Origin of the sequence: Terrabacter sp. 2RAF25 (assembly GCF_052115265.1) — a bacterium.
Lineage (GTDB): Bacteria > Actinomycetota > Actinomycetes > Actinomycetales > Dermatophilaceae > Terrabacter.
In genome coordinates this window covers 1,206,305-1,229,109 of record NZ_JBFRGJ010000002.1, presented here as the reverse complement: position 1 = coordinate 1,229,109, position 22,805 = coordinate 1,206,305, and the positions used below count along the sequence as shown (strand labels likewise).

20 protein-coding genes are annotated in these 22,805 nt (G+C 71.9%); 8 read left to right on the top strand and 12 right to left on the bottom strand.

What is annotated here, in order from left to right; translation table 11 throughout:
• Positions 1-219: 219 nt before the first annotated feature.
• Positions 220-1,668 carry a flavin-containing monooxygenase gene (locus tag AB4091_RS08955; protein ID WP_442291385.1) on the bottom strand — a complete coding sequence of 483 codons (1,449 nt, stop codon included), beginning with the start codon at positions 1,666-1,668 and terminating at the stop codon, positions 220-222.
• 66 nt (positions 1,669-1,734) lie between these two features.
• Here AB4091_RS08955 and AB4091_RS08950 point away from each other — a divergent pair, with 66 nt between their 5' ends.
• Positions 1,735-3,774, top strand: coding sequence for an oxidoreductase (locus AB4091_RS08950; RefSeq protein ID WP_442291384.1), 2,040 nt, complete (start codon positions 1,735-1,737; stop codon positions 3,772-3,774).
• A 110-nt stretch (positions 3,775-3,884) separates the two neighbouring features.
• On the opposite strand, the gene AB4091_RS08945 is transcribed toward AB4091_RS08950, so the two are convergent.
• The 5 genes from AB4091_RS08945 to AB4091_RS08925 all read right to left on the bottom strand — a co-directional run bounded on the left by AB4091_RS08945 (position 3,885) and on the right by AB4091_RS08925 (position 8,227).
• Positions 3,885-5,183 carry a glycosyltransferase gene (locus AB4091_RS08945; RefSeq protein ID WP_442291383.1) on the bottom strand — a complete coding sequence of 433 codons (1,299 nt, stop codon included), beginning with the start codon at positions 5,181-5,183 and terminating at the stop codon, positions 3,885-3,887.
• Position 5,184: 1 nt separating this feature from the next.
• Positions 5,185-6,237, bottom strand: a complete 1,053-nt coding sequence (locus AB4091_RS08940; protein WP_442291382.1) for an LLM class flavin-dependent oxidoreductase — start codon at positions 6,235-6,237, stop codon at positions 5,185-5,187.
• A complete protein-coding gene (locus AB4091_RS08935) occupies positions 6,234-6,776 on the bottom strand; it encodes a 2'-5' RNA ligase family protein (protein WP_442291381.1) in 543 nt (180 codons plus the stop codon). Before AB4091_RS08935 ends, AB4091_RS08940 begins: the two co-directional genes overlap by 4 nt.
• A 1-nt stretch (position 6,777) precedes the next feature.
• On the bottom strand, positions 6,778-7,653 hold the full coding sequence (locus tag AB4091_RS08930; RefSeq protein ID WP_442291380.1) for a hypothetical protein: 876 nt from the start codon (positions 7,651-7,653) through the stop codon (positions 6,778-6,780).
• 103 nt (positions 7,654-7,756) lie between these two features.
• Entirely contained in the window at positions 7,757-8,227 is a 471-nt protein-coding gene (locus AB4091_RS08925) for a MarR family winged helix-turn-helix transcriptional regulator (RefSeq protein WP_442291379.1), read from the bottom strand.
• A 134-nt stretch (positions 8,228-8,361) separates the two neighbouring features.
• On the opposite strand from AB4091_RS08925, the gene AB4091_RS08920 reads away from it, so the two are divergent.
• From AB4091_RS08920 to AB4091_RS08910, 3 genes are read left to right on the top strand one after another with little or no spacing between them, the layout of a single operon-like run.
• Entirely contained in the window at positions 8,362-10,179 is a 1,818-nt protein-coding gene (locus AB4091_RS08920; protein WP_442291403.1) for an ABC transporter ATP-binding protein, read from the top strand.
• A gap of 27 nt (positions 10,180-10,206) precedes the next feature.
• Complete coding sequence (locus AB4091_RS08915) at positions 10,207-10,725, top strand: PH domain-containing protein (RefSeq protein ID WP_442291378.1); 519 nt, start codon at positions 10,207-10,209, stop codon at positions 10,723-10,725.
• Entirely contained in the window at positions 10,722-12,254 is a 1,533-nt protein-coding gene (locus tag AB4091_RS08910; RefSeq protein WP_442291377.1) for a PH domain-containing protein, read from the top strand. The genes AB4091_RS08915 and AB4091_RS08910 overlap by 4 nt, the downstream gene beginning before the upstream one ends.
• 35 nt (positions 12,255-12,289) lie before the next feature.
• On the opposite strand, the gene AB4091_RS08905 is transcribed toward AB4091_RS08910, so the two are convergent.
• The 4 genes from AB4091_RS08905 to AB4091_RS08890 all read right to left on the bottom strand — a co-directional run bounded on the left by AB4091_RS08905 (position 12,290) and on the right by AB4091_RS08890 (position 17,148).
• Positions 12,290-12,799: a putative immunity protein gene (locus tag AB4091_RS08905; protein WP_442291376.1), complete on the bottom strand. Its 510-nt coding sequence runs from the start codon at positions 12,797-12,799 to the stop codon at positions 12,290-12,292.
• Entirely contained in the window at positions 12,796-13,413 is a 618-nt protein-coding gene (locus AB4091_RS08900; protein WP_442291375.1) for an ankyrin repeat domain-containing protein, read from the bottom strand. Before AB4091_RS08900 ends, AB4091_RS08905 begins: the two co-directional genes overlap by 4 nt.
• A 215-nt stretch (positions 13,414-13,628) precedes the next feature.
• A complete protein-coding gene (locus AB4091_RS08895; RefSeq protein WP_442291374.1) occupies positions 13,629-15,461 on the bottom strand; it encodes a BCCT family transporter in 1,833 nt (610 codons plus the stop codon).
• Between the two features lie 292 nt (positions 15,462-15,753).
• Positions 15,754-17,148, bottom strand: a complete 1,395-nt coding sequence (locus AB4091_RS08890) for a cation:dicarboxylate symporter family transporter (protein WP_442291373.1) — start codon at positions 17,146-17,148, stop codon at positions 15,754-15,756.
• Positions 17,149-17,265: 117 nt separating this feature from the next.
• On the opposite strand from AB4091_RS08890, the gene AB4091_RS08885 reads away from it, so the two are divergent.
• From AB4091_RS08885 to AB4091_RS08875, 3 genes are all read left to right on the top strand, one after another.
• Complete coding sequence (locus tag AB4091_RS08885; RefSeq protein WP_442291372.1) at positions 17,266-18,912, top strand: sensor histidine kinase; 1,647 nt, start codon at positions 17,266-17,268, stop codon at positions 18,910-18,912.
• The gene (locus AB4091_RS08880) at positions 18,905-19,594 is read left to right on the top strand and encodes a response regulator (RefSeq protein ID WP_442291371.1); all 690 of its coding nucleotides are present in this window, start codon (positions 18,905-18,907) and stop codon (positions 19,592-19,594) included. The genes AB4091_RS08885 and AB4091_RS08880 overlap by 8 nt, the downstream gene beginning before the upstream one ends.
• Before the next feature lie 142 nt (positions 19,595-19,736).
• Positions 19,737-20,846 carry an alpha/beta hydrolase gene (locus AB4091_RS08875; protein WP_442291370.1) on the top strand — a complete coding sequence of 370 codons (1,110 nt, stop codon included), beginning with the start codon at positions 19,737-19,739 and terminating at the stop codon, positions 20,844-20,846.
• Here the strand turns inward: AB4091_RS08875 and AB4091_RS08870 are convergent.
• Positions 20,836-21,423, bottom strand: coding sequence for a TIGR03086 family metal-binding protein (locus AB4091_RS08870; RefSeq protein WP_442291369.1), 588 nt, complete (start codon positions 21,421-21,423; stop codon positions 20,836-20,838). The genes AB4091_RS08875 and AB4091_RS08870 overlap by 11 nt on opposite strands.
• Before the next feature lie 52 nt (positions 21,424-21,475).
• Here AB4091_RS08870 and AB4091_RS08865 point away from each other — a divergent pair, with 52 nt between their 5' ends.
• Positions 21,476-22,324: a helix-turn-helix domain-containing protein gene (locus tag AB4091_RS08865; RefSeq protein ID WP_442291368.1), complete on the top strand. Its 849-nt coding sequence runs from the start codon at positions 21,476-21,478 to the stop codon at positions 22,322-22,324.
• Between the two features lie 16 nt (positions 22,325-22,340).
• Here AB4091_RS08865 and AB4091_RS08860 read toward each other — a convergent pair whose 3' ends face one another.
• Positions 22,341-22,799 carry a hypothetical protein gene (locus tag AB4091_RS08860; RefSeq protein ID WP_442291367.1) on the bottom strand — a complete coding sequence of 153 codons (459 nt, stop codon included), beginning with the start codon at positions 22,797-22,799 and terminating at the stop codon, positions 22,341-22,343.
• Between the last annotated feature and the right edge of the window lie 6 nt (positions 22,800-22,805).

The window sequence follows — 22,805 nt, the reverse complement described above, 5'->3', positions numbered from 1 at the left end:
CGCCAAGTCCCGCGGGCTGCTCTTCTACCGTCTCCTCGAGCAGGCCGTCGACACCAGCCCACACCCGCTCAAGGACCTCCTCCGACCAGAAACGGGCATACCGGACTTCACCTAAGCAGATATGCAGAACACGTGTTCGACTGTTTGGGAAGGGGCATGGCATGGCTGTGGGCAACGAATCAGACTGTGGCGCAAGACGTCTCAGCCCGCGCAGCACCTTCAGCGCGAGAAGGACATCGCCTCCGTGACGTCACCGCGCAGCATGTCTCGTCGATCCAGCAGGTAGTTCTGGCGCATCAGCCACGGGGCGGCATCGCCTTGCTGAGGCAGCTCGCCCGCCGCCCGCTCGACATAGCCCGACCGCAGCGGCAGCAGCGGCCGCCCCGACATCCCCTGCGGCGCACGAGGGACGGCCACGCGCCACCCGTTCTGCTCCATGTGGTTCAACAGGCGGCAGACGTACCGGCTGGCGAGGTCGGCGCGCAGCGTCCACGACGCGTTGACGTAGCCGATGGTGACGGCGAGGTTCGGCACGTCGGCGAACATCGTCCCACGGTAGACCCTGAGCTCGCCGGTGGACCGCCGCTCCCCGTCGACGGTGAACTCGATGCCACCGGCGACCTTGATGCGCAGGCCGGTTGCCGTCACGACCACGTCGGCGGGCAGCTCGCGCCCCGACCCGAGACGTATGCCGTCGGGCACGAAGGTCTCGATCGTGTCGGTCACGACCTGGGCCCGTCCCGAGCGCACGGCCTCGAACAGGTCGCCGTCGGGCAGGACGCAGAGGCGCTGGTCCCACGGGTCGTAGGTCGGGGTGAAGTGGTCGCTCACCATCGCGGTCGACCCGAGCGATCGCGCAGCGCCCTTGGACAGCAAGGACTTCGCGACAGCCGGACGTCGACGGCTCAGCTCGTAGAAGGCCATCGTCGAGAGGACGTTCTTGTAGCGGGCGACGACGCCCCCGGCGCGTGACGGCAGGACTCGCTGCACGACGTCGCGTACGCGGTCGCGCCGTGGCAGCGACGTGACCCAGGTCGGCGTCCGCTGCAGCATCGTCACCTCGGCCCCGCGGTCGGCGAGCGCCGGCACCAGGGTCACGGCGGTGGCACCACTGCCGATCACGACGACCCTGCGCCCGGCGACGGACACGTGCTCGGGCCAGAACTGCGGATGCACCACGTCACCGGAGAACGAGCCGATCCCCGGCAGCTCGGGATCGTGGGGCAGCTCGTAGTCGTAGTAGCCGCTGCACAGCTGGAGGAAGTCGCACGTGAGCTGGTGGCGCCGACCCCCGGGGCGCTCGACCGTCACCGTCCACCGGGCGTCGACCGTGGACCACGAGGCCCCGACGACCTTGTTCCCGAAGCGGATCCGTCGGTCGATGCCGTGCTTGCGAGCCGTGGCTTCGAGGTAGGACAGGATCTTCGGGCCGTCGGCGATGGCGTCGGGGTCGGTCCACGGCTCGAAGGGAAATCCGAGGGTCATCATGTCGGAGTCGGAGCGCACGCCGGGGTAGCGGAAGAGGTCCCACGTGCCGCCCAGCGAGTCGCGCGCCTCGAGGATCGCGTACGACCTCGTCGGCGCCTCGGTCTGCAGCCGGAAGGCGGCCCCGATCCCGGAGAGGCCCGCGCCGACGACGAGGACGTCCACGTGCTCGATCTGGCTCACCCCGCCATTGTGACCCACACCGCGCTCACCCTACCCACCGGTAACCGAGCGGCTACGCTCGACGGCGTGACGGCAATCCCATCGACCCCCACGGCATACCCCCACCTGCTCGAGCCGCTCGACCTCGGCTTCACGACGCTGCGCAACCGCGTCGTCATGGGCTCGATGCACACCGGGCTGGAGGACAAGGCAAGCGACTTCGACCGCCTCGCCGCGTACTACGCCGAGCGGGCGCGCGGCGGTGTCGGCCTCATCGTCACCGGTGGCTTCGCCCCGAACCTCGCCGGCGCCCTCTACCCCGGTGGCTCGGTGCTCGTCACCGAGCGCCAGGCCCGCCGTCACGAGGTCGTCACCAACGCCGTGCACCGCGAGGGCGGCAAGATCGCCCTGCAGATCCTCCATGCCGGCCGGTACGCGTACCACCCCCTGGCCGTGTCGGCCTCGCGCACCAAGGCGCCCATCTCCCGCTTCACGGCGCGGTCCCTCACCGCACGCGGCATCCGGAGCACCATCGACGCGTACGCCCGGTGTGCCCGCCTCGCGAGGAGGGCCGGCTACGACGGTGTCGAGATCATGGCCTCAGAGGGCTACCTGCTCAACCAGTTCCTCGCGCCGCGCACCAACCACCGCACCGACGCGTGGGGCGGCTCCCCCGAGAACCGCCGCCGCCTCGCCGTCGAGGTCGTCCGCGCCGTGCGCGAAGCGGCAGGACCCGACTTCGTCATCGTCTACCGCCTCTCGATGCTTGACCTCGTGCCCGATGGCCAGACGTGGGGCGAGATCGTCTCTCTCGCAAAGGAGGTCGAGGCCGCGGGCGCCACGATCATCAACACCGGGATCGGCTGGCACGAGGCCCGCGTCCCGACCATCGTGACCTCGGTCCCCCGCGGCGCCTTCACCCGCGTCACCGCGAAACTACGCCCAGAGGTGGACATCCCGGTCGTCACGAGCAACCGCATCTCGATGCCCGAGCTCGCCGAGCAGGTCATCGCCGACGGCACCGCCGACCTCGTCTCGATGGCGCGCCCGTTCCTCGCCGACCCCGACTGGGTGGCCAAGGCCGCGACCGACCGGGCCGACGAGATCAACACCTGCATCGCCTGCAACCAGGCCTGCCTCGACCACGCCTTCGCGAAGAAGACGGCGACCTGCCTCGTCAACCCGCGCGCCGTCCGCGAGACCACCCTCGTGCTCGCGCCGAGCCGCCGGAGCAAGCACGTCGCCGTCGTCGGCGCAGGCCCGGCCGGGCTCGCGGCGGCGGTGGCCCTGACCGAGCGTGGCCACCGGGTCGAGCTCTTCGAGGCGTCCGACGACCTCGGCGGCCAGTTCGCGATCGCCATGCGCATCCCCGGCAAGGAGGAGTTCGCCGAGACGATCCGCTACTACCGCAGGCGCCTCGAGCTCGGCGACGTCAAGGTGCACCTCGGCCGACGCGCCACCGTCGACGACCTCACGGACTTCGACGAGGTCATCGTCGCCACCGGGGTCGAGCCGCGCATCCCCGACGTCCCGGGCATCGACCACCCGAAGGTCATCACGTATGCCGCTGCCGTCCGCGGAGAGGCACCGCTCGGTGACCGGGTGGCCGTCATGGGTGCCGGTGGCATCGGCGTCGACGTCTCCGAGTTCCTCACGCACGTCGGATCGCCCATGGGCGTCGACGAGTGGATGGCCGAGTGGGGCGTCGGCGCGCCAGACTCATCACGCGGCGGGCTCGTGCCCGCAGCCGCGACGCCATCGCCTCGCGAGGTGCACCTGCTCCAGCGGAAGGCGACCCCGATCGGCAAGGGACTCGGCAAGACGACGGGCTGGGTGCATCGGGCAGCGCTGAAGGCCAAGGGAGTCCAGCACCACGTGGGCGTGAACTACGAGCGCGTCGACGACGCCGGGCTGCACATCACGCACGGCGAGGAACGCACCGACCCGCAGGTGCTCGACGTCGAGACCATCGTGGTCTGCACCGGCCAGGAGTCCGTCAACACGCTGGGGCCAGAGCTGGCGTCGGCGGGCGTGAAGGTGCACGTCATCGGCGGCGCCGACGTCGCGGCGGAGCTCGACGCGAAGCGCGCCATCCGCCAGGCGACCGAGCTGGCCGCAACCATCTGACCCCGACGCGCGGCAAAGCCGGCCGCGTCGACACACGAACTGCCCCGAGCCCGGTTCAGCCACGCGGCGCCACGTCCCGCAGCGGAACTTCGTGTGTTCGCCGGGCCGGCTCAGGCGTCCCCGAGGTACGCGTCCACGAGCCGTGCCGCATCCCCGGCGCCGTCCTCGGCCCGCACCCGTTCGCCGAGGACGTATGCCGCCCGCCGGGCTTGCGCGGACAGCGCGACCTCGAGCGCCGCGCGCAGCCGTGCGGGTGTCAGGTCCTTGCGAGCGATCGGGGGTGCGGCCACCCCGAGGTCCGCCAACCGACGGCCCCAGTACGGCTGGTCCGCCGCGTGCGGGACGACCACCTGTGGCACCCCGGCTCGCACGGCCGCCGCTGTCGTGCCGGCGCCGCCGTGGTGCACCACGACCGAGCACCGCGGGAACAGCTGGTCGTGCCGAGTCGCCCCGACCCCGAGCACGTCTGGCGGCAGTGCCCGACCGAGACGGTCGAGCGACAGCCCTGCGAGTCCCTCGCTGACGATCCCCCGCACGTCCAGCGAGGCGAGCACCTCGACGACGCCGTGCACGACGGCGTCGGGGTCGGGTGTCGGCATCGACCCGAAGCCCACGTAGACCGGCGGCGCTCCGCCGGTGAGGAAGTCGTCGACCTCCTCACCGAGCCGTGACCCGCCCCCAGCGCGCTCCGGGTCCCCGGCGGGTGCCTCCTCCCGGAACCAGAAGCCCGTCTGCCTCAGCGACCGCGGCCAGTCGGGGGCACGCGGCACGACCCACGGGCTGGCTCCGAGGAGCGTCGACGTGCTGCTCGCGGCAGCGGAGTAGGACCGGAACGTCCGGCGCGGCAGCCCTTTTCGAGCCCGCACGAGATCGCCGGCCGGTCGGAAGAGCTCGAGCGCCACCCGGCCCGCGAGGCTGCTCCACCAGAGGTTGAGCGGCGACCGGTGGTGCGGCACCAGCCCCAGGGCCACCGACTCGCCGTGCGCGCTCGGCCACACCGGCGCGAAGATCGCATAGACGTGCGGCTTGGCCGACCCGGACAGCAGCGCGTCGACGAGGTCGAAGGTCAGCGCCCCCGACACCACGGCGTCGGCCTGCTCGACGAGCCGCGTCACGTCGTCGGCGAGCGCCGTGGCCCGCTCGGCCATGACCTGCCGCATCAGCCTCGCCTCACGCACCTGGTGCGTCGCCGACCCGCGCAGCGACTCGCGGCCGAGCCCGTCGCGCAGGGGTCCCTCGAGGTCGAACGAGAACGGCTCGAACTCCACCCCGCTCGCGGCCACGACGTGACCGAGGTCGGCGGGCGCGGCGAGCGAGACGGCATACCCACGCCGCCGAAGGCGTTCCCCCAGCGCGACGAGGGGCTGCACGTCGCCGCGCGACCCCATCCCGAGGAGGAGCACCCTCACGTCAGGCCTCGTGGAGCATCGCGCGGACGCGCGGCACGACCTCCTCGGCGTAGAGGCGGATGCACTCCATCCGCTTGTCGTGCGGCAGGGTGCCCATGGAGTACTTGAGCTGGAAGCGGGAGACGCCGAGCACCCTGACGGTGTCGACGATCTTGGCAGCGACCGTCTCGGGCGAGCCGCAGTAGACGGCACCGTCGGGACCGAGCTGGGCGAGCGCCTGCTCGTTGCTCATCGGTGCCCAGCGCCTCTCGCGGCCGATCTTGTTCATGTAGGGCACGAAGTGCGGCATGAACTCGTCGACGGCCTGCTCGTCGGTCGCGGCGACGTAGCCGGGCGAGTGCACGCCGACAGGGAGCTCGGGCTTGCCCATCTGCGTGAGGGCCTGTCGGTAGAGGTCGGCGAGCGGGGCGAACTGCCGTGAGGCGCCGCCGATGATCGCGATGACGACCGGGAAGCCGTAGTGCGCGGCGCGGACGACCGACTGCGGCGTGCCGCCGACCCCGACCCACACGGGCAGGTGGCCGGATTCGGTTGCCGGCATGACCTGCTCGACGTCGACGGGTGGACGGATCGACCCCTCCCACCGCACCGGCTTCTCCGCGACGACGGCCGCCAGCAGGTCGAGCTTCTCCTCGAAGAGCGTCTCGTAGTCCGAGAGGTCGAGTCCGAAGAGCGGGAACGACTCGACGAACGACCCACGCCCCACAGTGATCTCGGCGCGGCCGTTGCTGATCGCGTCGACCGTCGAGAAGCGCTGGAACACCCGGATGGGGTCGTCGCTGCTCAGCACCGTGACCGATGTGCCGAGGCGGATGCGCTCGGTGCGGGCGGCGAGCCCGGCGAGCAGCACGTCGGGCGCGCTGACGGCATAGTCGTCACGGTGGTGCTCGCCGACGCCGAAGAAGTCGAGGCCGAGCCGGTCGGCGAGCTCGCCCTCGGCGAGCACCTCACGCAGCACGGTGGCCGGGTGCAACGGCGACCCGTCAGGCCCGAGCGCGATGTCGCCGAAGGTGTCGAGGCCGAGCTCCAGGCTGTCCAGGGGTCCGAGGGTCATGCGCCCATCGTAGGTATGCCGTCCACGCGCCACGTGCGCCCGGCCAGCGGGTCCCACCGGCGCACCGACTCGACCGCGCCCTCGAGCTGCGGCACCCGGCCCAGCACCTCGAGCGCCTCGCCGACCTGTCCGGCGCGGAGCCCCCGCCCGAGGGTGACGTGCGGCACCCACCGGTCGACCTGCACCCGCTCGGGCACGTCGGTCGCGCCGGCCATGGCCTCGGCCACCGACGCATGGAGGCGGAGAAGGGCCTCGCTCGGCAGCACGAGGCGGGCCAGCACGAGGTGTCGCGAGCCGAGCACGAGGAGGGAGCCCAGGCGTACGGGCACCGGCTCGAAGCCCTCCAGCGCCTGCTCGAGACCCGAGCCGACGACGCCCGGCACGCTCCCGGCGGCGGACAGCGTCAGGTGGGGCGCGTTCGACACGCCCCGGTGGTCGGCCTGGCTCGGCAGGCCGGCCTCGGCCAGCAGGGCCCACTCGTGACGCACCTGCTGGTCGGTGGCCTCGTCGAGCACCCCCTCCACCGAGTTCAGGGCCACGTCAGGCGACCCTGCTCGTCTCGGGCCGCCCGTCGAGCTCCAGGTGCTCGGAGAGGAATGTGCGGACCTGTTCGAGCCTCGCCGCACCGCCGCGCGCGTGGTCGGCGTCGACGGGCACGACGAGCGTGGGCAGGTCGAGGGACCGGACGATGTCGAGCTCCATGGCCCGGCGGTGCCGCATGAAGTCGACGTAGCCCTCGAAGCCGCGCAGGCCCATCCGGCGACCCAGGCCCTGCTCCGTGTGGTATCCCACGACCGCCTCGACCCACTCGGCAGGGCGTTCCGCGGCGACGACCTCGAGGACGCGCAACGGGTCACCGGCGTCCAGGTAGACGAGGGCCGGTGCGTGCGCACGGACCGCGTCGACGAGGCCGGAGACGTGGGCGGCGAGCAGGTGCGGGGGCTGGTCGCCGCGGGCGACGAGGGCACAGCCCGGGTTCTGCAGCAGCACGCACTCCCAGACCTGGACCGGGCCGGAGGGCGGGCGCGTCCGGCCGAACGTGCGCCAGCTCTCGGTGAGGACGCGGGCGTGCACGTCGGGGGCGACCGAGCCGTCGTACGCGTCGTGCTCACCGAGCCGGTCGACCAAGGCCGAGGGGAGGGACGGGTGGAGGGCGTGACGGACGAGCCACTCGTCGCCGCGGCGCTCGGCGGACGAGAGCAGCGCCGAGGAGGTCTCGGGCGCCTCGGCGGCGAGCTCGAGCACCTGCTCGGTGCTGAGGACCGCGACCTGCTCGAGGTCGACGGGATGGTCGAGCCGGCCCTCGGGCCAGTGCTCGGCCGGCACTCCCCGACCAGCGAGCCAGCTCGCGATGTGCGAGGCCGTGGTGCTCTTGCCCGAGCCGGGCAGCCCCTCCACGAGCACGAGTCCAGTCACTCCGTCACCCACAGCTTCACTTCGCTCCGTCGCGCATCCCCCGCAGCCTCGCGTTCCGCCCGGTGGGCGGCAGGGCAGTCTAGAACGCGGCCGGGTGGTGCTGTCACCTGGAAGGACGGTCGTCGAGGCGCGCGAGAACGGCTGCGAGGGAGGCGCGTTCGCGGTCGGTCAAGCCCCCGAAGAAGTCCGCGGCACCCTCGCGACGGGCGGCGTCGACCTGCGCGAGCACCTCTTCCCCGCGTGGCGTCAGCGACACGGTCATCGCCCGGCGGTCGGCCGGGTCGGGGGCACGAGCGACCAGGCCCCGGGACTCGAGACGGTCGACGACGTCGGTCGCCGACCGCGGCGCGATGCGCAGGTGCTCGGCGACGACACCGAGGCGGGTGGGTCCGTGGTGGCCGACGACCCGCAGGGCGCGCGCGTCGTGGGGCGACAGGTCGGGTCCGAGGCCGCTCGCCCAGCGTCGACGCAGGGCGCGGGCCGCGCCGAGAAGCAGCTCGTCGAGCGACGCCTCGTCGGAAGACGGCTCGTCGGAAGCGGGGCCCGACGGGGACGGCCGGTGGGCTGGGCACATGCCCGGCAGCATACGCGAGTTTGGCACTTGCCTCATAGTGAGGTAACCTCAGTATCATGAATCGGAGTCCACGAATGGAGTAGCTCTTGAACGACACCACCCACACCTCCCGAGGCCGCGGCGGCCCGAACGGCATGCGCCCCGAGAAGGTCGACCCGAACGACCGCGCCCAGCTCGCCGAGTCCCCCGTCCCACTGGCGCGCGTCGCGCGCCTCTTCCGCCCCCACTCGCGCGTCGTCGCCGTCGTCACCGCGATCATCGTCGCCACGTCGGTCATCTCGATGGCCCAGCCGTTCCTGCTGCGCGCCGTCATCGACGACGCGCTGCCGCCCCAGGACGTGCGCCTGCTGCTGTGGGCCGTCGGCGGCATGCTCGCCGTCACGGTCGTGGCGCAGCTGCTCGGCGTCGTCCAGACCTGGCTGACCACGACCGTCGGCCAGCGCGTCATGCACGGGCTGCGCACCGACGTGTTCCGCCACCTGCAGCGCCAATCCGTCGCCTTCTTCACCCGCACCCGCAGCGGCGAGGTGCAGTCCCGCCTCACCCACGACATCAGCGGCATGCAGTCGGTCATCACCTCGACCGCGACCGGCATCGCGAGCAACGTGACGACAGCCGTCGCGACGGCGATCGCCATGGTCGCGCTCAGCCCACGCCTCTCGCTGCTCTCCCTGCTCGTCATCCCGCCGGCCGTCGTGCTGACCCGCCGGGTGGCCCTGCTCCGTCGCGACATCACGACCCAGCGCCAGCGTCGCCTCGCCGAGCTGCACAGCCAGGTCGAGGAGGGCCTCACCGTCAGCGGCGCGACGCTCATCAAGACGCTCGGCGCCGGCGACGCCACGGCCGACCGCTTCACCGCGACGTCCACCGACCTCATCGACCTCGAGCTGCGCTCGCAGCTCGCCGGCCGGTGGCGCATGGCGACGATGCAGATCGTCTTCGCCGCCATCCCGGCGCTCATCTACCTCGCCGCAGGCTTCCCGGCGACCTCCGGCGGCATGACCATCGGCACTCTCATCGCCTTCACGACCCTCCAGGGCGCGATCTTCCGCCCGCTCATGGGGCTCCTCGACGTCGGCGCCCAGTGGGTCACCTCGATGGCCCTGTTCAGCCGCATCTTCGGCTACCTCGACCTTCCCGTCGACATCGCGGCACCCGCGCACCCCGTTGCGGTGCAGCACGACCAGATCCGCGGCGAGGTCCGTTTCGAGGGCGTCAGCCTGAGCCACGAGCCCACCGCCACCGAGCCGACGTATGCCGTCGACGACGTCACGCTGCACCTTCCCGCGGGCACGACGCTGGCACTCGTCGGCGAGACCGGCTCGGGCAAGTCGAGCCTCGCCGGCCTGCTCGCGCGGCTGCACGACCCCCAGTCGGGTCGCGTCACCATCGACGGCATCGACCTGCGCGACCTCGATCCTGACGACGTGGCGGGCCTGGTCGGTGTCGTCTCCCAGGACACCTACCTGGTCCACGCCTCGATCCGCGACAACCTGCGGCTCGCCGCACCTGCCGCCACCGACGACGACCTCTGGCGGGCCCTCGAGACCGCGCAGGTGGCGACGCTCGTCGCCGGCCTGCCCGACGGCCTCGACACCGTCGTGGGCGCCCGGGGCCACCGCTTCTCGGGTGGGGAGAAGCAGCGGCTCGCGATCGCGCGCACCCTGCTGCGCAACCCCCGCATCCTCGTGCTCGACGAGGCGACGAGCGCCCTCGACAACGAGACCGAGCGTGAGCTGCGGACCGCGATCGACCGGCTCATGGCCGGCCGCACGACGCTGACCATCGCGCACCGGCTCTCGACCGTGCGTGACGCCGAGCAGATCGCGGTGCTCGACCACGGCCGGGTCGCCGAGATCGGCGACCACGAGACGCTGCTCGCCGCGGGGGGCCGCTACGCCCAGCTCGTGGAGGCCCGCGCGAACGTCGCGGCGGAGCCTCTCGCCGCCTGACCCCGGCCGTGTGACACCGTGGTGCTCGTGGAGGCAACCGAGCTGGACGACGGCGCTCGAGCCGTGCTGCGTGAACCTGCCGAGCGGGTGTCGCGCCGGGCCGTCCTCATGTGGACCGTCGAGGCGCTCGTCGTCGCCGCGGTCGTGCTCGCCGGGCAGGTCGCGTGGTGGTTCATCGACTCGTCACCGTCGCGCACCGCCCACTGGGTCGTCGGAGTCGTCTGGCTCGTCGCTGCCGTCGCCTATGCAGCGGTCATGCCGCGCTGGCGCTACCGCGTCCACCGGTGGGAGTCCACGGCCCGAGCGGTCTACACCCAGACCGGGTGGCTCTGGCAGGAGCGCCGGATCGCCCCGCTCAGCCGGGTGCAGACCGTGGACCTCGAGCGTGGCCCGGTCGCCCAGCTGCTCGGGCTGGCCTCGGTCACCGTCACGACGGCCTCCGCCGCCGGACCCGTCCGGATCCACGGCCTCGACCTGGCCGTCGCCACGGCACTCGTCCAGGCGCTGACCACCGCGACTGCCGCCGAGACGGACGACGCCACGTGACCGAACCGACCGGGAGCCAACCCGACGGCTCGTGGCGGCGGCTCGACGCCCGCATGCTGCTCATCCACCCACTCGAGACCCTCGTCCGCTTCCTCCCGGCTCTCCTCGCGATCTTCGTCGCCCGGCTCGGCTCGCAGGGCGACGACCGCTGGGAGCTGGTCGCCCTGCCGGCGATCCTCGCGTTCGGCGTGCTGCGCTGGGCCACGACCCGCTACCGCATCGGCGACGGGCAGATCGAGCTGAGGCGTGGCCTGCTCAACAAGCAGACGACCACGGCGCGGCTCGACAAGGTGCGCGCCGTCGACCTCACCGCCAAGGTGCACCACCGGGTGCTTTTCCTCGCCAAGGTCGAGATCTCGACCGCCGGCAGCGGCCACGACCACCTCGTGCTCGACTCGCTCGGCATCGACGCGGCCCGAGCCCTCCGGGCCGAGCTGCTCCACCGGGTCGAGGCAGTCGACTCCGCGGTGTCCGACCTGCCCGCCCCCACCGGCGCGCCCGTGCTGCCGGCTGAGGCACCCGCCGACGCAGCGGGGCCACCCGAAGCCCTCGACGAGCTGCTCGTGCGGCTCGACCCGTCCTGGGTGCGCTACGCCCCGCTCACCGTCACCGGGCTTGCCGGCGCCGCAGCGGTCGTTGCCTTCGTGTCGCAGGTCCTCTCGCGCTACTCGCAGGAGCGCACCGTCCTCCGCGACGGCGCCCGATGGGTCGCCGGCCTGACGTGGTGGGTCGACGTGCTCATCGTGCTGGTCATCGTGTCGTTCCTCGCCGTCGCGGGCTACCTGCTGACGTTCTGGGGCTTCCGCCTGACCCGCAACCGGCTCGGCACCCTGCACACCCGTCGCGGCCTGCTCACCAACCGCGAGACGAGCATCGACGCCTCCCGCATCCGCGGGATCCGCCTCGACGAGCCCCTCGGGCTGCGTCTCGCCGGGGCCCGTCGGTTGAAGGTCGTCACGACCGGCCTCGCTCACGAGCAGGGCCGCGGTGGCGGCGGCGCGGACTGGCTGTGCCCGCCGGCGCCCGCCTCCGTGGTCACGCCACTCGCCGCCCTCATCCGCCCCGACGAGGCCGCTGTCTCAGGCCCCGTGGTCGGGCACGGCCCCGCCGCCCACCGACGGCGGCTCACCCGCGCGCTCGTGCCCGCGGCCGCCGTCGCCGTCGCCCTCGTGCTCGCGTCGCGCCTGTGGGACTGGAGTCCCGCGGTCCTCGTCCTCGTGCCGCTGCTGCTCCTAGCCGCCACTGCCCTCGGGCTGGACCGCTCGCGGGCGCTCGGGCACGCCGTCACGCCCGCGCACCTCGTGACGCGCCACGGGTCGCTCGACCGGCAGCGCGTCGTGCTCGACCGTCCCGGCATCATCGGGTGGACGGTGCAGCAGTCGCCCTTCCAGCGTCGAGCCGGCGTCGCCACGCTGGTCGCCACGACCGCGGCGGGCGCCCAGCACTACGACATCGTCGACGTCCCGGTCGATCGGGCGTATGCCGTCATGGCCGAGGTCAGCCCCGAGCTGGTGCGCGAGTTCACCTGACCGGCAAGCGGTTCCGGGAAGACGCACACGGCTGCTCAGTCCTCGAAGACGCTCCAGCAGATGTCGTTGCGGCGCGCCTGGTCCTCCAGCACGAGCGCCCTGATGCTCGGGTGGAGCTGGTCGCGCTGCCAGTCGCGTTCGCGTCGTCCGGCCCCACCGCCGCGCTGGTCCGCTGCCTGAGCGGCCTTGATCGCGTATGCCGCCGCGCCGAGGTCGTGCTCGGGGACGTGGCCCACGCACGCGGCCTGCCCGGCGGCGTACGCAGCGAACCTGGCGGCCCCGCGCAGTGGCCGCGCTGCACCCATGGCGTGCCCACCGCGGGCGCGGGCGTCCATCATCCGCATCTCCCCCGCGGCCCACGCCCGGGCTGCCTCGACGGCCTCGCGCGGGCGTTTGTCGGTCGGCTCCTCCTGCTCGAAGAGGGGCAGCACGTGCTCGGCGCAGGTGGCCGCCCACAGTGCGAGCAGCCGGTGGTCCTCGTCCGTCAGCGCGCCGCCCCGGCGGATCGTGACCAGCCGCGGGTCACGGACGTCAGGCAGGATCACGCCGGCTGCTCCAGGATCCGGGCGATGGCGGCATACCCCTTGGACCGGGCGTGCTCGAGTGCGGTCACGCCCTCCTTGTCGGCGATGGACCGGTCGGCACCTGCGGCGAGGAGGATGCGCACGATCTCCTGGTGGCGTTCCCCGCCGTCGCCGAGGATGACGGCCTCGAGCAGGGCGGTCCAGCCGAGGTCGTTGACGTGGTTGACGTCGATGCCGGTGCTCACGACGCGGCGCACGTAGTCGACGTGCCCCCGCTCGCTCGCCGGGATGACCGACACGCCGCCGTAGCGGTTGCGCAACTCCAGGTCCGGGCCTGCCGGCAGCAGCGCCTCGAGCATCGCGACGCTGCCGGTCACGCCGGTGACGAGCCACGGGGTGTCGTGGCGGTCGTCGAGCGCATCGGGGTCGGCTCCCATCGCGACGAGCACCCGTGCGGCGTCGACATGGTCGCCCGTGACGGCGAGCAGCAGCGCCGTGCGCCGCTTGGCGTCCCGGACCTCGAGGTGGGCGCCGGCGCGCAGGGCCGCGGCCACCCCGTCGGCGTCACCGTGCGTGGCCGCCGCGAGCAGCGCGGCGTCGGGGTCGGCGATGAGCTTGGCGGTGGTCGCCTTCACGAGAACTCCTGTCAGTCGGGCATGTCGCCGGGGTCACCGGGCGCCGGGCCGCACACTCCTCATCGTGCCACCGGGTCGGTGATGACCTCGTACGGGGCTCCGGGGACCGGGCCAACCGCGCCATGGCGCACTTTCGCGGCTGAGCCCGGTGCGGACGCAGTCGTGCGCCCCACCCGGCAACCAGGGGGACGCACGACCTGTGGAGGGGACGAGAATCAGAGCCGCATCGAGGCGCCGACCTTCTCGGTGTGCTCGGTGACCTCGTGGGAGCCGCCGTCCGCGGTCGAGTCGGGGGACTCGACGGGCGCGACGGGCTGGACGGACTCGACCGGGTCGGTCTGCACCATCTCGCCGACGCCCTCGCCCGGGGCGGTCTCCTGCACCGTCAGCGAGAAGTCGTCGCCGTGCTCGCTGACGCCCGCGACGACGGCGTGCTCGACGGCCGCGACGGCATACTGGCGACGGACGACCTGTGGGTCGCGCGACAAGTCCTTCACGAGCGCGACGGCCAGCCCGACCATGATCACGAGGAACGGCAGGGCCGCGACGATCGTGACGTTCTGGAGGCCGGACAACGCGTCCTCACCACCGATGAGCAGCATGATCGCGGCGACCGCACCGGTGGCGGCGCCCCAGAAGATGACGGTCTTCTTCGACGGCTCGAGCGTGCCCTTCTCCGAGAGCGTGCCCATGACGATCGACGCGGCGTCGGCACCCGACACGAAGAAGATCGCGACGAGGAGCATGACGACGATCGCGGTGACCGTCGGCCAGGGCAGGTGGCCGAGCATCGCGAAGAGCGAGCCCTCGGGCGTCGACTGGCCGGCGATGTCCTGGCCGTTCTGCTGCTGCTTGATGCCGGCGCCACCGAAGATGGCGAACCAGATGAGCGAGACGACCGACGGCACCAGCAGCACGCCCGAGACGAACTGGCGGATCGTGCGGCCGCGCGAGATGCGGGCGATGAACATGCCGACGAAGGGCGTCCAGCTGACCCACCAGGCCCAGTAGAAGATCGTCCAGCCGGCGAGCCAGTCCTTCATGCCGTCGCCACCCGCGGCGTCGGTGCGCGCCGACATCATCGCGAGGTCCTTGAGGTAGGAGCCGATGGTGGTCGGGACGAGGTTGAGGATGAAGATCGTCGGGCCGACGACGAAGACGAAGAACGCCAGGGCGAGAGCGAGCACCATGTTGATGTTCGAGAGCCACTGGATGCCCTTCTCGATGCCGCTGACGGCCGAGAGGATGAAGCAGATCGTCAGCACGACGATGATGCCGATGAGCACGCCGTTGCCGACCTTGCCGATGCCGCCGACGATCTCGAGGCCGGAGCCGATCTGCAGCGCTCCCAGACCGAGCGAGGTCGCCGAGCCGAAGAGCGTCGCGAAGATCGCGAAGATGTCGATGACCTTGCCGGCAGGGCCGTTGGCGCGCTTCTCACCGAAGAGCGGCGCGAAGGCCGAGCTGATGAGGAGCGAGCGGCCCTTGCGGAAGACGCCGTACGCGACGGCGAGGCCGACGACGGCGTAGATCGCCCACGGGTGCAGCGACCAGTGGAACATCGTCGTGGCCATCGCGGTCTGCACGGCCTGCGGGTTGCCCGCTGCGCCCGTGCCGGGCGGAGGCTTCACGAGGTGCGTGAGCGGCTCGGTGACGCCGTAGAACATCAGGCCGATGCCCATGCCGGCCGAGAACATCATCGCCACCCACGACGACGTGCGGAACTCGGGAGCCTCGCCGTCACCGCCGAGCGGGATGTTGCCGTACTTGCTCGCGGCCAGCCAGATGACGAAGGCGACGAAGCCGGAGGCGACGAGCGAGAACAGCCAGCCCGTGTTGTGCACGACGAAGTCGAGGCCGTTCGAGGCGCTCGTGCTGAGGCTCTCGGTGCCGAGCGCACCCCACAGCACGAAGCCGATGGCCACGGCCGCGGCGACGCCGAACACGACCTTGTCGACGCGGGACGGCGCGGCATCCTCGTGGTTCACCGGTGGCGGCTCGAGCGCCGGGTGCAGCGCTTCGTCGGAAGTCTTGGTCAGTTCACTCATGCATCTTGACGGCCCCCCGACGAAGGGCGCCGTCTTCTCCTCACGTTGCGTGTCACAGATGTCTCGTAGAACCGTAAACTGTGCCCGCCGGTTCGGCACATGGCAAAACGAGAGCGGCCCTCAACGGGCCGCTCGCTGCAAAGGTTCCCGAAACTCGCTGTGCCGCAATGGTTCCCACGCACGAGAACAGCTCACGTGACATGGGCCACGAATGGGGAGGAATGGCGACGACCCGGCATACCTGATCAGGTATGCCGGGTCGCGGCGTCGCACAGGTGGGCGCGGTTCGCGCTCAGATAGCTCCGACGAGATCGGGCTCGCGCTGCGGGCCGTCGGGTCCGGCGACCGGCCGGTCGTGGCTCACGTCGAGCATGCTCGACTCGTCGAAGCGGTCCTGGCCGGAGAGCACCCGGGCGGCCTTGTCGCGGTCGATCTCACCGACCCACGTGCCGATGATGACCGTCGCGATGGCGTTGCCGGCGAAGTTCGTCAGGGCTCGCGCCTCGCTCATGAGACGGTCGATGCCGACGATGAAGCCGACACCCGGCACGAGGTCGGGGCGGTGCGACTGCAGGCCACCGGCGAGGGTCGCGAGGCCCGCACCGCTGACGCCCGCGGCTCCCTTGCTCGCGATGACCATGAAGACGAGCAGGCCGATCTGCTGGCCGATGCTGAACGGCTTCTGCATGGCCTCGGCGATGAAGAGGCTCGCCATCGTCAGGTAGATCGCGGTGCCGTCGAGGTTGAAGGAGTAGCCGGTCGGCACCGTGATGCCCACGACCGGACGGGAGACGCCGAGGTGCTCCATCTTCGCGATGAGGCGCGGCAGGGCCGACTCCGACGACGACGTCGACAGGATGAGGAGGAACTCGCGGCCGAGGTACTTGAGCAGCGACCACACACCGAAGCCGGTGACGAGCTTGAGGATCGACCCGAGGAAGGCGAAGACGAAGATGAAGCACGTCAGGTAGAAGGCGCCCATGAGCACGGCCAGGCTCTTGAGCGAGCTGATGCCGGTGGCGCCGACGAGGGCGGCCATCGCGCCGAAGGCGCCGACCGGGGCGACCCACATGATCATCGCCATGAGGCGGAAGACGAGGCGCTCGAGGTGCTTGATGCCGCCGAGGATCGGCTCGCCGGCCTTGCCCATCTTCTGCAGGGCGAAGCCGACGAGGAGGGCGATGAGCAGCGCCTGGAGCACCGAACCGGAGGTGAGTGCGGAGACGAGCGTGTCGGGGATCAGGCCCAGCAGGAACTCGACGGGACCCTCGGCCTTGGCGTCGACCTGCGACGTGCCCGCACCGGCGACCGCGGCCGTGAGGTTGAGTCCGTCACCGGGGTGGATGATGTTGCCGACGACGAGGCCGATGCCCAGGGCGACCGTCGACATGACGACGAAGTAGCCGAGCGCCAGGCCGCCGACCTTGCCGACCTGGGCGGCCTTCCGCACCGAGCCGATGCCGAGCACGATCGTGCAGAAGATGATCGGCGTGATCATCATCTTGATGAGGTTGACGAAGCCGGTGCCGAGCGGCTTGAGGCTCTTGCCGAAGTCGGGGAAGAAGTACCCGACCGCGATGCCGAGCACCATCGCGACGACGACGGCGATGTAGAGGAAATGGGTGCGGTCGCGCTTGGGGGTCGAGCCCGGGTGGGCGTCGACGGCGCTGTCGGCGGTGGAACTCACGGTGACCTCCGTTGGCTGGGTCCGTGCACTGGGCACGCGACCGGTGAATGTGACGAGGCTGCCGTGGCCAGTGACTAGGGTCACGATTGTGTTCATTGAGTTCTCGCGGCCGGACGTGTGCCGTTGAGCTCGCCTCCCGGTCCCCTTACCCGCGCGCTGGGTGCGCCCGGTCGCTGGAGCGTCGCCGGCCAGACGTTCGCGCTTCAGGTGATCGTCGCCGTGCTCGTCGTGGCGGCCGGCCTCGCCGGGGCGTTCGTGCAGGCCCAGCGGGCCGGTGACCAGGAGGCGCTGGCCCGCGCGCTCGCCGTGGCCCGCACGGTGGCGGCCACCCCCGACGTCATCACGGCCGTCCAGGGGCCCGACCCCACGCAGGCCCTGCAGGCGTACGCCCTGCGCGTGCAGCAGCAGTCGCAGACCGACTTCGTCGTCGTCATGAGCCGCGATGCGATCCGCTACACGCACCCCGACCCGACCCAGATCGGCAAGAAGTTCATCGGTCACACCGAGGATGCGCTCGCGGGTGGCGTCGTCGAGGAGGACTACACCGGCACGCTCGGCCCGTCGGCACGCGTCGTGGTGCCGGTCACCGACCGGGGCAGGGTCGTCGCCCTCGTGTCGGTGGGCATCCGCAAGTCGGCCGTGGGCGAGCGGGTGCGTGCGCAGCTGCCCGGGCTGCTGCTCGCCGGCGTCGTCGCCGCGGTCCTGTCGGGGCTGGGCACCGCGCTCGTCGCGCGACGCATCCGACGCCAGACCCACGGTCTCGGCGAGCAACAGTTGCGCGAGATGTACGAGTACTACGACGCCGTGCTCCACGCCGTCACCGAGGGCCTCATCATCACCGACCTCGACGGGCGCTTGCGGCTGGCCAACGACGAGGCGGGCCGCCTGCTGTCGCTGCCTCCGGACGCCGTCGGGCGCCCCGTCTCCGAGCTCGGCCTCGCCGCCCCGCTGGTCGCAGCACTGACCGACGACGCCACCCACGAGGACGAGCTGCACGTCACCGCGGCCCGCGTGCTCGTGCTCAACCGGGGGCCGGCGCGCTGGAAGGGGCGCCTGCTCGGCCACGTCGCCACGCTGCGCGACCGCACCGACCTCGAGGCCCTCACCGGCGAGCTCGACTCGGCACGCGGGCTCACCGAGGCGCTGCGGTCGCAGGCGCACGAGTCGGCCAACCGGTTGCACACCATCGTCAGCCTCATCGAGCTCGGGCACGCCGACCGAGCCATCGCCTTCGCCACCGACGAGCTCCAGGTGTCACAGCTGCTCACCGACCGGGTCGTCGGCTCGGTGGACGAACCGGCCCTGACCGCAGTGCTGCTCGGCAAGGCGGCCGAGGCCCACGAGCGCGGGATCGCCTTCGGCATCGAGCCCGGCGCGCACTGGCCGCGTGACGTCGCGCCGACGCGCGACGTCGTGACCATCGTCGGCAACCTCATCGACAACGCGCTCGACGCCGTCGCAGCAGAGGGAGGGCCTCCGCGACCCGAACGACACGTCACCTTCGACTCCTGGGTCGACGAGGCGTATGCCGTCCTCGAGGTCTCCGACGACGGGCCGGGGCTGCCGCCCGGCGGGGTGGAGGAGGCCTTCCGCCGCGGGTGGTCGACCAAGGAACAGGGCAGTGCAGGCCGCCGCGGCATCGGGCTGGCGCTCGTGAGCCAGACGGTCGAGCGACTCGGGGGCACGCTCGAGGTCCATGGACCACCCGGGGCCACGTTCACGGTGCGGCTGCCGGCGGGCGCGAGAGGAGAGGGAGATGGGTGACGAGGAGCTGCTGCGCGTTCTCGTCGTCGAGGACGAGCCGATCGCGGCCGAGGCCCACAGCGCCTACGTCGGCCGGGTCGCCGGCTTCGAGGTCGTGGCCACCGTCGGAACCTCACAGGCAGCCCTGAAAGCCTTGCAGGACAAACCGATCGACGTCGTACTGCTCGACATGAACCTGCCCGACCGGCACGGCCTCGACGTCGTGCGCGCGATGCGGGCCGCCGGTCACCGCGCCGATGTCATCGCGGTGACCTCCGCCCGCGACCTGGACGTCGTCCGCGCGGCCGTGTCGCTCGGTGTCGTGCAGTACCTGCTCAAGCCGTTCGTGTTCGCGACGCTGCGCGACCGCCTGCTGGCCTACCGCGCCTACCGCGAGCAGGTGTCGAGCGGCGCGGAGGTGGGCACCCAGGCCGAGGTCGACGAGGTCTTCGCGGGGGCTCGCGTCGCCACTGAGGCCCGCCTGCCGAAGGGGATGGGAGAGGAGCTGCTCGCGCGGGTGGCGCAGGCGCTCCGCGATGCGGACCGCGGCCGCTCGGCGACAGAGCTCGCGGAGTCGCTCGGCGTCAGCCGAGTCACGGCGCGGCGCTATGCCGAGCACCTCTGCGAGAGCAGGGTGGCCGTGCGGCGATCCAGGTATGCCGGGGCAGGGCGGCCCGAGGTCGAGTACCTGTGGGCGCGGTGAGCCCGAGGACGAGACCCGTCGACGCCGGCTCGGGCGTCCACGGGCTGCACCCAGACTGACCTCAGAAACGACCCAGCGGTCGTCCAGCGCGCGCGCAGCCGTCGCCCAGCGTGCAGTCACGGTCCCCTGTTTTCCTGACGCCATGGGTCTGACCGACGCAGGACTACCTGTCGTCGTCGGCGTGCTCGCCGTCGTCGTCTTCGTCCTCGTCGCCGTGGGATGGCCGCACCCGCGTCGCAAGCCATGGCGGATCGCCGTGCGCGCCGGGCAGGCCCTGCTGCTCAACGGCCTCGTCCTGCTCCTCGCCGGCGTGCTCATGAACGACCAGTACCTCTTCTACGTGTCGTGGGCGGACCTTTTCGGGTCCGGCTCGGAGCAGGTGGGTCACGTCGTCACGGCGGGCGACCCGCACGCCGGCGGAAGCGTGCGGTTGCGCGGCGCGCTCCACGGATCGGCCGTGCTCCCACCGCTACCCAGCCCGGGTCAGCGCGTGCAGACCTACACGGTGACCGGGAAGCAGTCCGGCCTCACCGGCGAGGTGCTCGTGCTGCTGCCCAAGGGCTACGACCCCGCGAAGGCCACGACGTATCCGGTCATCGAGTCGCTGTCGGGCTATCCGGGCACCCCGCGCTCCAACTTCCGCGGCTTCGCCCTCGACACGACGTTCCAGGACCTCGTGGACCGCCACGCGGTCCGCGCCCCCATCATCGTCATGCCGCAGATCAACACCCCGAACTCGCTCGACACCGAGTGCGTCAACGCGCCCGGCCGCACCGGTCTGCAGACCGAGACCTGGCTGGCCCGCGACGTCCCGGCCTGGGCGGCGGCCCACCTCAGGGTCTCGCTCCAGCGCACCTCGTGGGCCGCGATGGGATTCTCGTACGGCGGCTGGTGCGCCACGATGCTGGCGATGCACCACCCGGACACCTACGGCGCTGCGATGTCGCTGATGGGCTACTTCCGTCCGGAGTTCGGGCCGGCGTACGACCCGCTGACCAAGGGGGTCGGCAACTACGACCTCGCCCACCTGGCCCGCACCGGCGCACCGCCGGTGTCACTGTGGCTCATGGCGAGCAAGGACGACCCGACGGCATACCCCCAGCTCGTCGCCTTCCTCAAGAGCGTCCGGGCGCCCATGTCGGTGACGTCGGTGGTGCTGCGCACCGGTGGCCACCGCGTCGACACGATCCCCCCGGTGCTGCCCGAGATGCTGTCGTGGCTGCGCGGGGCGCTGCCCGGCTTCACCCCCTGACCCGCTCCGGCGCCGGGACCTGCCGGCCGAGACGCGCGAGCACCCGCTCCTGACGATCGGCGCCCGCCGACGCGGACACGGCCGGACGGCATACGCCCTCGTCGTAGAGGTGCTCGCCGAAGCCGTCGGCCGACTGCTCGACGACGTCGAGCTCGGCGTCGGTGAAGCGCTCGTCGAGACCCGCCGCAGCCGCGATGTCCCAGCGGTGGACGAGCAGGTCGAAGCCGTGGAAGTCGACGAGCGACCGGCCCACGGTCGTCGTGCCGAACATGCCGGCACACTCGCGGTCGCGGACCCCCGGATCGGAGAGGAGCTGCTGCAACCGTGCGTCGTGGGCGCGCCACGCATCGGCCGGGTGCGCGGCGTTCGCAGGTGCAGCGTCGGGGAGGCCTGGCTCGATGCCGCGCTGCTCGAGGAACGTGCGCTGGGAGGTCATGACGTGGTCCAGCACGTCTCGCGCGCTCCAGCCCTCGCAGGGGCTGGCCGCGTCCCAGTCGGCGTCGCCCAGGCGCTCGACGACGGCGGTGAAGGCTGCGGCCCGGCGCGCGAAGGTCTCGGGGATGTCGTTGGTTGTCATGCGACCGACGGTAGGCAGCCCACGGTCGGTGGGTCTTGATACTTTCCGACACGTGACGACCGCACCGGGGGGCCGAGAAGGGCGCACGACGACGCGCGACGAGGTCGAGCGGGCCCACCTCGTCGACCCGACCGACCACACGTGGTCGATCGCGCGCGCCTCCGTCTCCCCCGGCCTCGGCGACCTCGCCCGGCGTTTCTGGATCCCGGTGTGGGACGTGCCGTCGGGACGAGACTCCGAGCAGCAGGTGCTGCAGTACCCCGTGTGCCTGATCGTCGTGTCGAACACCTACGCGCGGTTCTACGGCGTGGTCCCGGGGCTGTCCAGGTCGGTCCTCTCGGGCCGGGGCTGGGCCGTGGGGCTGATGCTCCAGCCGGCCGCAGGTCACCTGCTGACGCGTGCGCCGGTACGCGAGATGACCGACCGATTCGTGGACCTCTCGTCACTCGCGACCATCGACGGCGCCGCGCTGGCCGGAGGCGTCCGGGAGGCCATGGGGGCCGACCCCGAGTCGCCCGCTGCGCAGGCCGAGGCCCGCGACCTGGTCGAGGCCGCGCTGGCCCATCTCCTCCCGGTCGACGAGGAGGGCCTGCTCGTCAACGCCATCGTCGAGGACGTCGAGACCTCCCCCGAGCTGCTCCGCGTCGACGACCTGTGCGCCCGGTTCGACGTCAGCGAGCGCACCCTGCAACGCTTGCTGCACAAGCGGATCGGGCTCGGCCCGAAGTGGCTGATCCGCCGGCGCCGGCTCCAGGAGGCCGCCGACCGGCTGCGCGACTCCGACGCCGACCTGGCGGGCATCGCGGCCGAGCTGGGCTACGCCGACCAGGCCCACTTCACCCGCGACTTCCGCCTCGCCACCGGCCTGACACCGGGCGAGTTCGCCGGCCGCTTCCGCTGACGCGGTCGGGCGGCGATCAGGCGGCGGTCGAGTCTGGGTCCCTCTCGGCGTAGCGGTCCAGAATGCCGGTCCACCGCCGCCTGATCATCCGCCAGAGGGGGCTGCGGTGGATCACGACCAGCAACGGCCTGTGCAGCAGCCGGGCCCCGGTGCTGTCCCACTCCGCGTCGAGGTGGCTCCCGCTACCCGGCCCCGGTGTGATGCGCACCGAGCCGTCACCCCCGCCGCCGTAGCTGCTCTCGAGCACAGTCCAGCGCACCACGGAGGGGTCGGACCAGTCGTAGCGCACGACGAGCCACACGGGAGATCCCGGGCTGCTCTCGCGCGTGACCGCCCAGGTCTGGCCTTGCTCGCGCAGCTCGTACCTCTTCGGGTCGAGGGTGCCCTCCCAGATCTCCGGCCGGCGATCGGTGAAGTCCGTGAAGGCGCGCAGGACCTGCTGGGGTGTGGCCTTCGTGTCGACCTCGAACCGCACCCCTCC